This window comes from Mesorhizobium sp. M1A.F.Ca.IN.022.07.1.1, assembly GCF_003997575.1.
Lineage (GTDB): Bacteria > Pseudomonadota > Alphaproteobacteria > Rhizobiales > Rhizobiaceae > Mesorhizobium.
Genome location: NZ_RZST01000130.1, coordinates 1 through 14,788 on the forward strand (window position 1 = coordinate 1; position 14,788 = coordinate 14,788).

Consider the following 14,788-nt stretch of genomic DNA (forward strand, 5'->3'; position numbering starts at 1 on the left):
CCGTCAGCCGAAAGGCGCAGTCCCGCCGCAAGACCCATTCCCCCGGCGCCGCCCGCGATCAGGACGGTTCTTGCAGCCATTCGATAACCTCCGCTGTGCGATGAGCGTTGCGGCGAGACACAGTCCGGCATCCGAACCACGTCGGAGAGACATCTCGCATGCGCCACGCCGGACAAACAATGATCACAGCACCGAAGCCATTCGCTTCGCGATCACCCCAGCTCCAGCGTCGTGATGCCGAAAACCTTCGACGGCACATTGCCTGGTTTGCCGCCCCGATACATGCGGGTCGTCGTGAATCCGGGGACCATGCCGACAGCCTGAAGCACGGCGGTGAAGCCGATCTGGGTGGCCGGCACGTCGATATGCAGCGCCTCGCCTGCCGTCCTTCCCGTCAGTTCCGCCATCAAAGCCAGGGCTGTCTCCATGTCGTCCGCGAACAGCGGACCGATCTTGAAACCTTCGCGGCATCGGCGCGCCACGCCGTAGCCGGCAAGGCCGGTCGGGCCAGTGGACATCATCGCGATCCGGGGCGGCTGCAGCCATTCCCGCAGGAAGGCCTCCCGAGGCGCCGGGAAGCACTGGCGGTCATAGGCCAGGATCTCGGCTGTCTCGGCGGCCTCAACGGACCGGATTTCCCGGCCCCCGGTCAGTCCGGCGGGACGACCGCTGAAGCGGACGGTCTCATAAGCCGGCACGAACCCTTTGTGTTGATAGTTGGCCCGCTGCTCGGCTACGCCGTCGAGGCCGACAATGCGGTCGCCGAGCCGAGCCATGCCGGCATCCCAGACCGCCTTGCCATGGCCTTCACCGCGCCGATCGGGCCGGCAGATATAGAGGCCGATGAAACCGAACTCCGCGCCATAGGCGACGGCCGAGATGCCGGCCACCATCTCGCCGGTGACGAAGGCGCCGATGAACCCTTCAGGATCGGCAGCCCTGAGCGCGGCGGCATCGTCGATGCCCGGATTCCATCCCTCCCTCGCCGCCCACTCGACGAGCGTTTCGACCTCGCTGGCGGTCAGCGTCCGGATCGTTCTCGGCATGGCTTCACTCGGCGGCGGCCTAGAGGCAACGGATTTCAAGCCTCCAGGATAGGTCGCCGCCAGCAGGTTGCAAAGACCGGTTTTGGACGTTGCCGACCTGTCCACTCACGAAGCCCAAGCGTCGATGCTCCTTCGCCGATTCGGCGAAGAGGCCGCCCATTGAACGCTGGACCGTCGAGCGAATTATTATCCGGGTTTTTCGAATCGATGCAAAGGGTTAGCAAGAACGCGCCGAAACATCAGCTGTTGTTCCAATGGGTAACTGGACACGACCGTGGAAGGCGGGGAATCTTCTTTGGTCGTTGCTTCGAATTGAATGGAGTGCCCGAGGAAATGCCCCTGAGCGCCGAAGAAATCGCCAGTCATCCGGCAGCTCTGCGCGGTGTCAAGGAGCAGTCGCGCGCGCTCATCCATATCTACGAAACCAGCCCGCGCCTTGCCGCCGTTTTTGCCACTCAGCAGCGCTGGCTGCTCGGCCATGTCGGACTTGCGCTGCATTTCAGGCGCGACCCCGATGACCGTCGCACCGAAATGACCGTAGCGCGTTTCATCGAGGTCGTGCGCCGCAATTCAGTCGCCAGCCGCAACACCGCCGAAGCGTTCGTCAAGGAAATGCTCCGTTACAACGTCGCCGAATATATTTCGTCGCGTGGCGATGGCCGGGCTCATCCGTTGCGGGTGACCGCGGCCACCATCGAGACCTTTACCGGCTGGATCCATGCCCATTTGCGAACGCTCGACCGCATCGATGGCGGAGCCCGGCTGACGACTTTCCTCGGACACCCCGATATGCTGGCCAAGCTGCAGCCATTGATCTGCGACGGATTGCTCGCATCCATTCCGGTGCGGGAACCCCAGCAAACCTTCTCGTTGTTCATCTGGCTCAACAACGGCGGCATCGTCATGGACTGGCTGATGTCGGGTATCGATCCGGAGGACGCCAGCCTCGAGAAGATTCCGACCGGCGTCATCTCGATCAGCGAATTTGCGCATTGGCTGAAGCTGTCGCGCACGCATCTGGCGCGCAAGCTCCGCGACGCCGAGGCGCTCGGCAGCATCGGCTGGGTCGGCCAGCGCGGACATTCCGTCATGTGGGTGTCGCGGCAGTTCTTCGACGAATACATGGCCGTCCAGGCAGCCAAGCTCGCCATCGTCGACGCAGCCTTCGAGGCGAGTTTTTCCGGCGCGAGCGAAGGCTGAGCGCCGCGGCGCCTGCTCCGAGCTTGCCGTGACGGCGCGCAAAGAGACGCGCCGTTGAGCCGCTTCGACCATGACGCGGCGCTCAGAGCAATTCCAGGATAGTGTGAAACGGTCTTCCGTCCGGAATTGTCAAATCAAAGAGATAGGGCGGTTTGCCGTTTCCGTGGAACGGTGAACCGCTCTATGTCCTCAGTCGATGTCGAACGACACGCCTTGCGCCAAGGGCAGGGCCTTGGAGAAGTTCACCGTGTTGGTGGCGCGCCGCATATAGGCCTTCCAGGCGTCCGAGCCGCTCTCCCGGCCGCCGCCGGTTTCCTTCTCGCCGCCGAATGCGCCGCCGATCTCGGCGCCCGACGTGCCGATATTGACATTGGCGATGCCGCAGTCCGAACCGTCGACGCCGAGAAAGCGCTCCGATTCCTGCAGGTCACGGGTAAAGATCGAGGATGACAGGCCTGCGCCGACCGCATTGTGCAGGTCGAGCGCCTCGTCGAAATCGGCATATTTCATCACATAGAGGATCGGCGCGAAGGTCTCTTCCGTCACCGGCGAAACCTGCTTCGGCATTTCGACGAGCGCCGGATGCACATAGTAGGCCTCGGGATGGCCGTTCTCGAACCGCGTGCCGCCGGTCACCTTGCCGCCATGCGCTTCCGCTTCGTTCAACGCCTTCTGCATATTGTCGAAGGCGGCCTTGTCGATCAGCGGACCGACCAGCGCCGAGGTCTCCAGCGGATTGCCGACCGAAACGCTCTGATAGGCCTTCTTCAGGCGCGGCAGCAGCGCGTCATAGACGCTCTCGTGCACGAACAAACGCCTGAGCGTCGTGCAGCGCTGGCCGGCGGTGCCCATGGCGCCGAACGCAATGGCGCGCAGCGCCATGTCGAGATCGGCGCTCGGGCAGACGATGCCGGCATTGTTGCCGCCGAGCTCGAGCACCGCGCGTGCAAAACGCTTGGCCAGCCGCGGACCGACCTCGCGGCCCATGCGGGTCGAGCCCGTGGCCGAGACCAGCGGCACCTTCGGATGGTCGACCAGCACCTCGCCGACGGCGCGGTCGCCGATCAGCACCTGGAGCAGGCCTTCCGGCGCATCGGCGCCGAAACGCCTGGCGGCGCGCTCGAAGATCGCCCCGCAGGCAAACGCCGTCAGCGGCGTCTTTTCCGACGGCTTCCACACCACCGCGTCACCGCACACGAGTGCAAGTGCCGCGTTCCACGACCACACCGCGACGGGGAAGTTGAAGGCCGAGATCACGCCGACGACGCCGAGCGGATGCCAGGTTTCCATCATGCGGTGTCCAGGGCGCTCGGTGGCGATGGTCAGGCCGTAGAGCTGGCGCGAAAGACCGACTGCGAAATCGCAGATGTCGATCATCTCCTGCACTTCACCAAGACCCTCGGACGGGATCTTGCCGACCTCGATCGACACCAGCCGGCCGAGCTCCGCCTTGTGAGCACGCAACTCCTCGCCGAGCAGGCGCACCAGCTCGCCCCGCTTCGGCCCCGGCACCAGCCGCCAGGCGTGGAAGGCCTTGTGCGCGGCATCGATAGCCTTGCCGGCATCGACCGCCGAGATCGACTTCAGTGCCGCGATCTGCTCGCCCGTCACCGGGCTGCGCACGATGAGGTCGCCACCGGAAAGTGCATCCTTGGCGACGCCAAGTTTCTCCAGAAGTGAGGCCGTTTCCTTCGCAATCGTCATGTTGGTTCCTTTTCAGATCTCGCCTTGGATATGGCGAGCGTCGAAGCCTTGCGCCACGTCTTGTCGGCGCCCTCAGGCACGACGGCGCTTTCATGGCGTGGCATTACTCGTTTCAGGGAAAAATCGCCACCCCGGGATGGTCCAACCCCGGCGCGCAAAATTGGGCCAGCAGTGAAAATGGGATCAGCGCGCCTTCTTGGCCTGCGACTTCTCGGTGCTTTCCTTGATCAGCCGGTCGATATGCATGCGGATATGAGCGGCTTCGGCGGCGGTGTTGGCTAAAGCGATCGCGCGGTCGAAGGCCACGCGCGCCTCCTCGCCACGGCCGAGCTGCATCAGCAGGCCGCCCTTCAGGCCGAAGAAGTGGAAATAGCCTGCCAGCCGATCCTCTAGCGGCTCGATCATCGCCAGCGCCGCTTCGGGGCCGCGCACCTTGCTCACCGCAACCGCGCGGTTCAGCGTCACTACCGGCGACGGCTGCATCTGCTCGAGCAAGCCGTAGAGCAGGTCGATCTCGGTCCAGTCCGTATCCTCGGGTGTTGCCGCCCGCGCATGCAATGCCGCGATCGCCGCTTGCACCTGGTATGGGCCAGGCTTGCGATGACGCAGCGCCTTGTCGACCAGCGCCAGGCCCTCGTCGATCATCTTGCGGCTCCAGAGCGACCGGTCCTGATCCTCGAGCAGCACGATCTCGCCATGCGCGTCGAAGCGCGCCGGCGCGCGTGCATGCTGGAGAAGCAGCAGCGCCGTCAGCCCCATGATCTCCGGTTCCTGCTGAAACAGCCTGAGCAGCAGCCGGGCGAGCCGGATCGCCTCCTCGCAAAGCGGCGCGCGGGCCGGCGCCTCGCCGCCATTGGTCGAATAGCCCTCGTTGAAGATCAGATAGATCATGGCCGCGACCGCCGCCAAGCGCTCGGAACGCTCGACCGCGCCTGGCGTCTCGAACGGCACGCCGGCATCGGCGATGCGCGCCTTGGCCCGGGTGATGCGCTGCTCCATGGCGCTCTCGCCGACGAGAAAGGCGCGCGCGATCTGCTTGACGGTCAGGCCGGAGACGATGCGCAGCGCGACCGCGATCTGCTGCGTCGCCGGCAGGTCCGGATGGCAGCAGATGAACAGGAGCCGCAGGATATCGTCGCGATAATGCGCGCCGTCCAGCCGCTCGGCCATATCGCCTTCGGCATCCTCGAGATCGGAGATCTGGTCCTCTTCCGGCATCGGCGCCTGCTTGGCGCGCTTGCGCACCGCGTCGATGCCGCTGTTGCGGCCGACGAAGATCAGCCAGGCCGCCGGATCGCGCGGCGGCCCGTTTTTCGGCCAGTTCTTCAGCGCCCTCAGGCATGCATCCTGGAAAGCTTCTTCCGCGGCGTCGAGGTCGCGGAAATAGCGCAGCAGCGCGCCCATCGCCTGCGGACGGGCGGTGCTGATCGCGTTGCTGATCCAGGCAAGCTCGGTCATGCGGGAACCTTTGTCGGATTGAAGACCGAGATCGGCCTGATCTCGTAGGAACCACCGCTCGGATTGACCTCGGAGAGTTCGCGAGCGAACTCGACGGCTTCGTCCAGGTGATTGCATTCGAGCGTGTAGAAGCCGAGGAACTGCTCCTTGGTCTCGGCGAACGGGCCGTCGAGCACCACCGATTCGCCCTTGACCTTGCGAAGCGTCGTCGCGGCTGTGGTCGGCAGCAGGCGCGCCACCGGCCCCAGCCGGCCTGCCCTGGCGTATTTGTCCTGTACGTTGAGGAGCTTTGCCATGACCTCCTCGTCCTGTTCCTTGCTCCAGGAGCAGACCACGTCTTCGGAGGCGTAGCAGAGAATGGCATAGAGCATGGTGCGTCCTTTCCGTATCAAAGGACGCAACAGTAGGACCCTTCCCGACACAAGGTCGACAAAAAAGTTGTAGAGCTATCGAGGGTTTACGCTATCCTCCTGGTGGTCAGGCTTCGCGCGCCTGCAGCCATCTCAGCACCAGCGTCTCCTCCTCGTCGAGGCCCGGTATAAGGCGCTTTCGTTTGTTGGCTTCGGCCATTTCGCCGAGCAGCTTCCCTTCGGCCCACGCCTCGAAGACGAGCGGATGGATATAGCACCGGCGGCAGACGGCTCGCGTATTGCCGAGTCGTTCGGCGACCTTGTCGACGATACTGTTCATCACGCGGTTTTTCTGGGTCATGCTCTCGGGCAACTCCGCCTGCGCGAACAGGGATGCCGCATGGATGGTGCCGCCCCAGGTGCGAAAATGCTTGGAGCTGAACTCCGGGCCAGATGCCTCGCGAATATAGCGATTGACGTCCTCCGACCGCAGCGGCCGGCGTGTTCCCTCGTCATCAAGATACTGAAACAGCTTCTGGCCAGGCAGGTCCTGCGCGCCGCGCACGATTTTGGCGATGCGTTGGTCGACGAGCTTCAGCTTCCATTCCTTGCCGGACTTGCCCGTGAAGGAGAAGCGCAGGCTGGAACCGGTGATTTCGACATGGCGGTCGCGCAGCGTGGTCAGGCCGAAACTCTTGTTGTCGCGGGCATAGGCGGCATTGCCGACACGGATCATGGTGTTGTCGAGCAGCCAGACGACAGAGGCGACAACGCGCTCCAGCGGAAGTCCATGACGGCGCAGGTCGGCATCGACCTGGCGCCTCAAGGAGGGCAGGCTTTGCGCGAAAGCAACGAGGCTGGAGTATTTGACGCCGTCCCGTTCCTCGGTCCACTGCGGATGATAGCGGTACTGCTTGCGTCCGCGCTGATCCCGGCCGGTCGCCTGGATATGGCCGTTCGGGTCGGGCGAGATCCATACATCCGTCCACGCGGGCGGAATGACGATCGCCTTGATACGGTCAAGGGTGGCCGCGGTGACCGCACTCCCGTTCGGGCCGACATAGGAAAATCCCTTGCCTTTTCTCAGGCGCCGGATGCCCGGATCGGCATCGCTGACATAGCTGAGCGCGGCGCGCTCGGCGGAACTCTGCGCGCCGTTCACTTGTATTTCCAGACCACCCGCCAGGCGGCCGAAGGACGATTGTGCTCGTTGCAGCATGGTAACTCCACGGAACTGGTCCGTAGATAAGCCGCGCGACAGCGGCTGGTTCCGCCGTCCCCAGAGGGCGTCCTTCAGCTCCGCCGGTCGGCGGACACCTCAGCCATCCAAAGCCTGCCGTCGTCGACATGGGTGGGAAAGTAGTCTCGCCCGGCCGGTATCGCTTCCAGAACCGCTCCCGACTCGTCCGTCAGATAGTCGTAGCCGATCTGCTGCAAACGTTGCTCCGGATCGAGATGATTGTAGAGGTCGCGACGTGCCACGCGCCGTTTCGGCTCGATCATCTTCAAATGATAAAGGTTAAGGCCGCTGTCCCGAAGCTTGAAGCGCAGATCTTCGGGGAACCAGGCCTCATGCAGCCCTTGCGACCGGCTCAGATCCGGGTGATAGGCGGGGAAAAGCCTGTGCTGCATCTTTTGGCCCCAGACGCCGTCGATGCGATAGCTTGCCGGCGTATACATCTCCCTTAGGCGAAATCCCCAGGCATTGCGCCTGGACCCGCTGGTCAGTTGGCCTATCCGGCTTGCCACGGCATCTTCCAGCCTTTCGTCCGGATCGATTGCCAGAAGCCAATCGGCACCGGCCTCATAGGCCGCGGCAATAAGCGCGCGCCGCCTCTGCGGTTCATTGCTGAAGACCGCATCCGCCGAGCGATCGTCATAGGCGATCCAGCCATCGACGATTGCGTCGAGATTGGCGAGGAGGTCTGGCACCAGATGCGCATCGTAGCGATAGCTGAAAATGGCGACGATCCTTTGCCGCGACCAAAGCCATCGACCGCGCCGCCGGCGCGGCTGCTTCATCTCCATGGTGATCATGGCCGCGTGCCTGTCCTATCGCCATGCGTTACGCCGACGGCTGCCCCCAGCGATTTTGCGAACAATGCAGCCCATACGATCGGCAGCGATAACATCGCGAAACGTCTATCCTCTTCGGCCAGGCCTTCTTTTGCGAACTTGCCGACATTGCGCCGGTCCCGAAACACCCCTTTGAAAATCCGCAATGGCTTTCGGTGCCCAACGGATTTGAGGTAGGTCCCATATCGGTATCCGCGCAGATACTGGTCGACAATCACTCGGATCAGCCGTGTCTCGTTGCGATGGACGGTAAGCACCGCTGGCTCCCATAGCGGCACGATCGCCTTTGGCAGCCTTTCCAGGAATTCCGTGTCTTCTCCCGTCGCCATTTGTTCGTCGAACAGGCCATACCGATCGAACAATTTTCGGTCGAAAGAAACGCCGTAGCGAAGTGCCTTATGAGCGGGAAGACCTGGCAGGCGCCGCATATAGGTAACGAGATGGGCCGCGCACGCGACCAGATTGCGCGGATGACTGTTGGCGATGGCGCTTGCCACGGCCGCGACGCCTTCCCGGTGATGGCGCAGCCGGACCTCTGCCCATCGCGGGTATGCCAGGCAATCATCCGCGAGAAAGGCGATGAAAGGAGCTTTCGTCGCCGCTATGCCGCGATTTCTCGCGGCCCCGGCAAAGAGCCTTTCTTCGCACTCGATGACTGGCACGTCGAGTCCGGCATTGGCCAGAAGCGCCTGGGCATTCCCGCCGCCGGAATTCACGACCACGACCTCGAGCGGGATGTTCTGGCCGAGCACCGACCTGACCGCCGCGACCAGATCGGTCGGAGCCCGAAAACCTATCACCACGACTGCAAGTTCCGGCCCGTCGGCCATCAGGCACTTTGCAGTTGGACGCGATGGGCCGGGAACCGGCGCCGCGCCGCGATTTTGAGCCGGTAGCGCATGCAGCGCCAGATGTCGGTGGAAACCTTGGGCGCCGCTTCGGCAACCGCCAGGAATTTTGCCGCCGTTTCGAGATCGCCGCGAGCGTAGTGTACGCGGGCGATCTTGAGCGCCACAAGCCCTTCCCTCGCTTTCAACGACGATTTCGCAATGCCGCAGTCGGCGAGTTCGCGCAACGCCAGGCGCCATTCGAGGAAGCGTCGCGCAGGCTTTATCGCGAAGCGGTCATCCGAACGGTCCGACGATACGAAGTAGATCATGATCGGTTGCCTCACGACCGCGAGCGATGCCTTGCTCATAACCCGCGCCCAGAACAATGTGTCCTCGTCGTAGGCAAGACCGGTCGGGAAGCGCGTGTCGCCGACCGTATGCCGCGACACCAGCGCGCTGCCGACGGCAATCGACCGTATCCTGCCTTCCACATAGGCGGAGGCATTGGCGAGCCCGGCAGTCATGTAGCCGGCCGGCGTTTTGAACTGTCGGTCCCGGCCATCGGTCCGCCGGCGGTAGGCGCCGACCACCATGTCGGCGCCTGGCTTGGTCCTGGTCTTGGACAGCAGCGTCCGCAACCCACCCTCGATATGCAGATCGTCGGCGTCGATCATGTAAATCCAGGGGAAGCGCGCCTCGGCCAGCGCAAGATTGCGGGAGCCGCCCGCGTCTCGACAATTGGACCGGATGATCCGGAACGGCAGCGCCAGCCGCGAGGCTGCGTCCGCGGCCACGGCCGCCGTGTTGTCCGTCGAGGAATCGTCGACCAGTATCACTTCGCCGATGATCTCGGCTTCCGAGCGCAAGGTTGCCAACGTGTCTGCAACGGTTGCCGACGCGTTGTGTGCTGGAATGATGATGCTGACCGATGTCAACAATTGAACTCCGCGCAAGTGCCCGGCAGGCCGGTCCACGGTCCGGCGGCAAGATAGCGGCGGGATCGCGATTTGAGAAGCAGCCGCATCACCGATCGTGCGCCTTCAGGCAGCGACCGGGATGACATCGACCGCCTGCTCGCCGATCTGCTCGCCGGTGGTTTTCAGGACGCCGACAATCGGCGCCACGTCGGAATAGTCGCGGCCGTATCCCACCGTGATATGGTCGTTGCTCGCCCGCATGCCGTTGGTCGGATCGAATTCCTGCCAGCCGGCATCGCGCCCGCACCAGGCCTTGACCCAGGCATGCATGGCGTCGGCGCCTTCGAGCCTCGGCTTACCCTTGGGCGGGATCGTGCGCAGGAAGCCGCTGACATAGCCGGCGGGGATGCCAAGCCCGCGCAGCCCGGCGATCATGATGTGCGAGAAATCCTGGCAAACTCCACGCTGAAGCGCAAAGGCATCGCTGGCGCGCGTCTGCACGGTAGTTGCCTTGCCGTCATAGGTGAAATCGCGGTGGATCCGATTGCAGAGATCGACCGCCGTGGCGATCGCCGAACCGGCGAGGCTTTCCCGCGCATAGTCCGTGATTACCGGATCGATGCTGGCGTGGTCGCTGGCGGCGAGGAAGTGATGCGGCGCGTCGGGGAACAGCGAACGCACCTCGTCGAGTTCCGCCCTCAAGCCGTGAATGTCGGGCGAGACGTCGACGCCGGCTGCCGGCCGCGATACCGACACACGGGCGCTCATCCTGACGTGGAGCTCCTCATGCGCGTCGCGAACGGCGATCGCAGTGACGTTGTTGCCGAAGAAATCGGAAAAATCCGCGCGCTCGGCCGGATTCGGCTGGAACGACAGCGAGGCGGCGATAACCCGCTGCACGCCGGCGATCGTCTGTGGCAGCACGCGCACCTGGTGCCTGCCGCCGCCGGCTGCGGCCGCATAGCCGTAATGAAGATGGAGCCTGATGTCGTAGAGCATTTATCCAAAATAGGCCCTGGCGAGACTGTTGTAGAGATCGCCGATCTGAATGGCGAGATCGTCCAGCACCTTCGCGGTCATGTCCTGAGGCTCCATCACGGCGAGCGCCGTGTTGAGCTGCAGGATTTCTTTCGCCGCGGGCGACATATGTCCCTCGCCCCCGACGGAAGGCAGCATGCCGATCTCGGCCTTGAGCCGCTCGAGCTGGAACAGGATCGAGCGCGGGTTGAGCGGATCGAGCGCCAAGAGGTCTATAACCGTGCGCCGGCCTGACTGAACCGGATATTGCCGGCGGTGGGTCATGACGCTGTCGCCGATCTCCAGCATCATGTCGAGTGCGCCGTCGCGCGCGTCTGCCTTTGTCAGTCTGGCTAGCGTGCGCGCGATCTGGATGCCACGTTCCAGTCGGCGGCCGATCTCCAGGAAGCGCCAACCGGTGAAGCGGTACATGTTCTCGTGCAGCAGCCCCGAGAAGCCCGCAAGCTTTCGCAGCATCACGGTCATCGCCCGCGTCGCGTCGTCGCCCGGAGCGACCGTCTCCGCGAATTTGTGGATGGTCTTCGACAGATCCTTCAGCGCCAGCCAGCCATCCGGCGAGAAGCGGTCGCGGATCTGGCCGGCGCTGTAGACGGCGCTGTCCAATGTGCCGATCAATCCAAGCGGGATCGCGGTTTCGACCTCGATGCCGAACGGTTCGAGATAGTCTCTGATGTCGGCGAGCAGCGGCATCTCGGGATCGGATGTCTCCGCCAGCCTGACGTGATAAGCGCGCAGCACCCGCACCGTGTCTTCCGAGCGCTCGATATAGCGGCCGAGCCAGGTCAGGTTTTCCGCGGCGCGGCTCGGCAGGCTGCCGGGCATGGTGCGGGTGAAGCCGTCGGTCTCCTGCGGCAGCAGCGTCTCCCGCTCGACAGGCCTGTGGCTGACCACCCAGACATCCGCCGCCTGACCGCCGCGCTGCATGGCCATCGCGGTCGGGTCGAGCGAGAAGCCGACGCGTGCAAAGCCGCCGGGCATCACCGTCCAGCCTTCGTGTGTTCGCGCCAGGTAGACGCGCAGGCTGGCGGGCCGCGGCTCCAAGCGGCCGCCGGCAAAGACCGGCGTAGTCGAGAGCGTGACCGCCTCCTGGCCGACGAAGCCAACCCCGTCGGCTTCGATCCGCGCGATAAGCTCCGCCCGCTCGCCGGCCGAAAGCGCCGAACCGAGCCTGGTCGCGCCATCGTCCTCGAAGGCAAGCCGTGTCGACAGCGCCGGGCCAACCACCATGCGGTCGATATTGGCCAGCACATGGTCGCGTTCGGCCTGCTGTCCGCACCACCAGGTCGCAATGTTCGGCAGCTTGAGTTCCTCGCCATGCAATTCCCGTGCGATCCGCGGCAGGAAAGAAAGCAGCGCCCGCGTTTCCGCCAAGCCGGAACCGAGCCCGTTGACGGCCGAGACGGTGCCGCGCCGGATCGCCTCGACCAGCCCCGGCGTGCCGATCTGCGAGTCCGGTTTGAGCTCCAGCGGATCGGCGAAAGCGGCATCGAGCCGCCGCCACAAAACGCCGATCGGCATCAGGCCCGAAACCGTGCGCACCATCAGCCGGCCGCCGGACACCGTCAGGTCCTCGCCTTCGAGCAGCATAATGCCGAGATAACGCGCGATATAGGCGTGCTCGTAATAGGTCTCGTTGAGCGGTCCGGGCGTCAGGATGGCGACACGGCCGCCGGAATCCTTCGCCATGCCGTTCAGCGCATCACGGAAGCGGCGGAAGAAGCCGGCCAGGCGATGCACATGCAGCTCGCCATAGATGTCAGACAAGGCGCGCGTGGTGGCAACGCGGTTCTCCAGCGCAAAGCCGGCGCCCGACGGCGCTTGCGTGCGGTCGCCCAGAACCCACCAGCGGCCGTCGGGGCCGCGGCCGAGCTCGAAGGCGACCATGTGCAGGAAATGGCCGCTGGCCGGACGGACGCCGACCACCGGGCGCAGATATTCCGGGCTCGCCGCAATCAGCCCCGCCGGCAGGATTCCCTTCTCGATCAGCCGGTTCGGCCCGTAAATGTCGGCCAGCATCGTCTCGAACAGGTCGGCGCGCTGGACGAGGCCGGCGCTGATCTCGGCCCATTCCTTCTCGTCGATCAGCAGCGGGACATGCGCCAGCGGCCATTCGCGCTCGTTGGCGCCGGCTTTGTCGTAGACGCGGTAGTAGACGCCGGCATCGCGCAGATATTGGTCGGCGCGGGCAAAGCGCTGTCCGAGCGCCTCAGCCCCCAGATCGTCCAGCGCTCCGATGAAGGACTGCCAGGCCGGGCGCGGATTGCCCGACGCGTCGACCATCTCGTCGACGACGCCTTCAATCGGCCGGTAATGCTCCAACAGGCTCTGCGCCCGCGGCCTGCCGCCCGCCCGTTTCTGATTCCCCTTGGCCATGCTCGATCAGAATCTCGCCGGTCGCCTGAGGTCAAGGGTCATGGGAAACTCTTCAGAACCTTGTTCTTCACGCAGCACATAGGCACCCGGCGTATGGCCGCGCGGCTCGAAGCGGGCCAGCCGCCGCGCCTCCGCCTCGTTGCCGTTGACCGGGAAGGTCTCGTAGTTGCGGCCGCCCGGATGCGCGACATGATAGACGCAGCCTCCCAACGAGCGGCCCGACCAGCGGTCGTAGATGTCGAACACCAACGGCGTGTTGACCGGAAGGGCCGGATGCAGGCCGGAGGCCGGCTGCCAGGCCTTGAAGCGCACGCCTGCCACCGCGACCTCTCTGCTGTCGGTCGCCTTCATCGGTACGATGCGGCCGTTGCAGACGACCGCGTGACGCTCCGGATTGAGGCCTTGCGTCCTCACCTGCAGCCGCTCGATGGACGAATCGACGAAGCGGACCGTGCCGCCGATCGCGCCTTGCTCGCCCATCACATGCCAAGGCTCCAGCGCCTGCCTGAGCTCCAGCTTGACGCCGCCATGCTGCACCTGGCCGCAGAACGGGAAGCGAAATTCGAGTTGGGCTGCGAACCATTCCGGGCGGAAGTCGAAGCCGTTGAGCTTCAGATCTTCCAGCACGTCGAGGAAATCCGCCCAGACATAATGCGGCAGCATGAAACGGTCATGCAGCGACGTGCCCCAGCGCGCGAAGCGGCCGTCGAGCGGGTTCTTCCAAGCCCGCGCGATGATAGCGCGGACCAGCAATTGCTGGGCGAGCGACATCCGGGCATTGGGTGGCATTTCGAAGCCGCGGAACTCGACCAAACCGAGCCGTCCCGTCGGACCGTCCGGCGAGAACAATTTGTCGATGCAGATTTCCGAACGGTGCGTGTTGCCGGTCACGTCGGTCAAGAGATTGCGGAACAGCCGGTCGACCAGCCACGGCAACGGCGCCTCGCCCTTGTCGGGATGCGGCACCTGGGCCAGCGCGATCTCGAGTTCATAGAGGGAGTCATGCCGTGCCTCGTCGATGCGCGGCGCCTGGCTGGTGGGGCCGATGAACAGGCCGGAAAACAGATAGGAGAGCGATGGGTGCCGCTGCCATTGCAGCACCAGGCTCTTCAACAGGTCCGGCCGGCGCAGGAACGGACTATCGTTGGGCGTCGCGCCGCCGACAACGACATGATTGCCGCCGCCCGTGCCGGTGTGACGGCCGTCGATCATGAACTTGTCGGTGCCGAGCCGCGACTGCCTGGCTTCCTCATAGATCGCCGTGGTCGTCGCGACGCATTCCCGCCAGTCGGCGGCCGGGTGGATGTTTACCTCGATGACGCCGGGATCGGGCGCCACGCGGATGACGTTGAGGCGCGGGTCGTGCGGCGGCCCATAACCCTCGATATGCACCGGCAGGCCGATCGCCTTGGCCGCGTTCTCGGCCGCCGCCACCAGCTCAAGATAGTCCTCAAGCGCCTCGACCGGCGGCATGAACACGCAGAGCCGCCCGTCACGAGGCTCGACGGTGAGCGCCGTGCGCACCGCACCGCCGATCTCGGTGATCTCCTGCTCGATGCGGTCCTGCTGGCCCGTTGTCGCGGTGAAGGACGCTGCCAGCTGGCGGCGCGCCATTTCGTCGGGGCCCTCAAGTTCTGCTGGGGCAGGTTCCGGCAAGAGAGCGTCGCGCGCCGGCAGCGTAGCGCGCGGCAGCGACGGATCGACCGGCACGATATAGGGGTATTGCGCCGGCGGCACGTAGGGCAGCGCGCCGAGCGGCAGCCGATAACCGACCGGGGAATCGCCCGGCACCAGGA

12 protein-coding genes are annotated in these 14,788 nt (G+C 64.6%); 1 reads left to right on the forward strand and 11 read right to left on the reverse strand.

All coding sequences use genetic code 11. From position 1 onward, the window contains the following. Positions 1-212: 212 nt before the first annotated feature. Complete coding sequence (locus tag EOA75_RS16320; RefSeq protein ID WP_127324659.1) at positions 213-1,046, reverse strand: GNAT family N-acetyltransferase; 834 nt, start codon at positions 1,044-1,046, stop codon at positions 213-215. A gap of 333 nt (positions 1,047-1,379) precedes the next feature. Between EOA75_RS16320 and EOA75_RS16325 the strand changes: the two genes are divergently transcribed. After that, positions 1,380-2,246: a hypothetical protein gene (locus tag EOA75_RS16325; RefSeq protein ID WP_095800417.1), complete on the forward strand. Its 867-nt coding sequence runs from the start codon at positions 1,380-1,382 to the stop codon at positions 2,244-2,246. 189 nt (positions 2,247-2,435) lie between these two features. Here the strand turns inward: EOA75_RS16325 and EOA75_RS16330 are convergent, their stop codons facing one another. The 10 genes from EOA75_RS16330 to EOA75_RS16375 all read right to left on the reverse strand — a co-directional run. Further along, positions 2,436-3,950 (reverse strand): aldehyde dehydrogenase family protein, encoded by a 1,515-nt coding sequence (locus EOA75_RS16330; protein WP_127216195.1) that lies wholly within the window; start codon positions 3,948-3,950, stop codon positions 2,436-2,438. 183 nt (positions 3,951-4,133) lie between these two features. Continuing rightward, the gene (locus EOA75_RS16335) at positions 4,134-5,408 is read right to left on the reverse strand and encodes an RNA polymerase sigma factor (protein WP_095800418.1); all 1,275 of its coding nucleotides are present in this window, start codon (positions 5,406-5,408) and stop codon (positions 4,134-4,136) included. After that, positions 5,405-5,779, reverse strand: coding sequence for a YciI family protein (locus EOA75_RS16340; RefSeq protein ID WP_067002334.1), 375 nt, complete (start codon positions 5,777-5,779; stop codon positions 5,405-5,407). The genes EOA75_RS16335 and EOA75_RS16340 overlap by 4 nt, the downstream gene beginning before the upstream one ends. A 106-nt stretch (positions 5,780-5,885) precedes the next feature. Continuing rightward, positions 5,886-6,977, reverse strand: coding sequence for a DNA topoisomerase IB (locus EOA75_RS16345; protein ID WP_127324660.1), 1,092 nt, complete (start codon positions 6,975-6,977; stop codon positions 5,886-5,888). A gap of 74 nt (positions 6,978-7,051) precedes the next feature. Further along, positions 7,052-7,795 carry a hypothetical protein gene (locus EOA75_RS16350; protein WP_095823368.1) on the reverse strand — a complete coding sequence of 248 codons (744 nt, stop codon included), beginning with the start codon at positions 7,793-7,795 and terminating at the stop codon, positions 7,052-7,054. Beyond that, the gene (locus EOA75_RS16355) at positions 7,792-8,664 is read right to left on the reverse strand and encodes a glycosyltransferase (protein ID WP_127246048.1); all 873 of its coding nucleotides are present in this window, start codon (positions 8,662-8,664) and stop codon (positions 7,792-7,794) included. Before EOA75_RS16355 ends, EOA75_RS16350 begins: the two co-directional genes overlap by 4 nt. Further along, entirely contained in the window at positions 8,664-9,599 is a 936-nt protein-coding gene (locus EOA75_RS16360; protein WP_127216947.1) for a glycosyltransferase family 2 protein, read from the reverse strand. The genes EOA75_RS16355 and EOA75_RS16360 overlap by 1 nt, the downstream gene beginning before the upstream one ends. A gap of 105 nt (positions 9,600-9,704) precedes the next feature. Continuing rightward, a complete protein-coding gene (locus EOA75_RS16365) occupies positions 9,705-10,580 on the reverse strand; it encodes a transglutaminase family protein (protein ID WP_127324661.1) in 876 nt (291 codons plus the stop codon). Then, positions 10,581-12,992, reverse strand: coding sequence for a circularly permuted type 2 ATP-grasp protein (locus EOA75_RS16370; RefSeq protein WP_127324662.1), 2,412 nt, complete (start codon positions 12,990-12,992; stop codon positions 10,581-10,583). Positions 12,993-12,998: 6 nt separating this feature from the next. Next, positions 12,999-14,788 (reverse strand): transglutaminase family protein (locus EOA75_RS16375; protein WP_164747407.1); only part of this gene is annotated, 1,790 nt, incomplete at its 5' end.

Excerpts from the sequence above, each read along its gene's own strand:
- EOA75_RS16340 (WP_067002334.1), bottom strand. The coding sequence starts at position 5,779 with ATGCTCTATGCCATTCTCTGCTACGCCTCCGAAGACGTGGTCTGCTCC.
- EOA75_RS16355 (WP_127246048.1), bottom strand. The coding sequence starts at position 8,664 with ATGGCCGACGGGCCGGAACTTGCAGTCGTGGTGATAGGTTTTCGGGCT.
- EOA75_RS16330 (WP_127216195.1), bottom strand. The coding sequence starts at position 3,950 with ATGACGATTGCGAAGGAAACGGCCTCACTTCTGGAGAAACTTGGCGTC.
- EOA75_RS16335 (WP_095800418.1), bottom strand. The coding sequence starts at position 5,408 with ATGACCGAGCTTGCCTGGATCAGCAACGCGATCAGCACCGCCCGTCCG.
- EOA75_RS16350 (WP_095823368.1), bottom strand. The coding sequence starts at position 7,795 with ATGATCACCATGGAGATGAAGCAGCCGCGCCGGCGGCGCGGTCGATGG.
- EOA75_RS16325 (WP_095800417.1), top strand. The coding sequence starts at position 1,380 with ATGCCCCTGAGCGCCGAAGAAATCGCCAGTCATCCGGCAGCTCTGCGC.
- EOA75_RS16345 (WP_127324660.1), bottom strand. The coding sequence starts at position 6,977 with ATGCTGCAACGAGCACAATCGTCCTTCGGCCGCCTGGCGGGTGGTCTG.
- EOA75_RS16365 (WP_127324661.1), bottom strand. The coding sequence starts at position 10,580 with ATGCTCTACGACATCAGGCTCCATCTTCATTACGGCTATGCGGCCGCA.
- EOA75_RS16370 (WP_127324662.1), bottom strand. The coding sequence starts at position 12,992 with ATGGCCAAGGGGAATCAGAAACGGGCGGGCGGCAGGCCGCGGGCGCAG.
- EOA75_RS16320 (WP_127324659.1), bottom strand. The coding sequence starts at position 1,046 with ATGCCGAGAACGATCCGGACGCTGACCGCCAGCGAGGTCGAAACGCTC.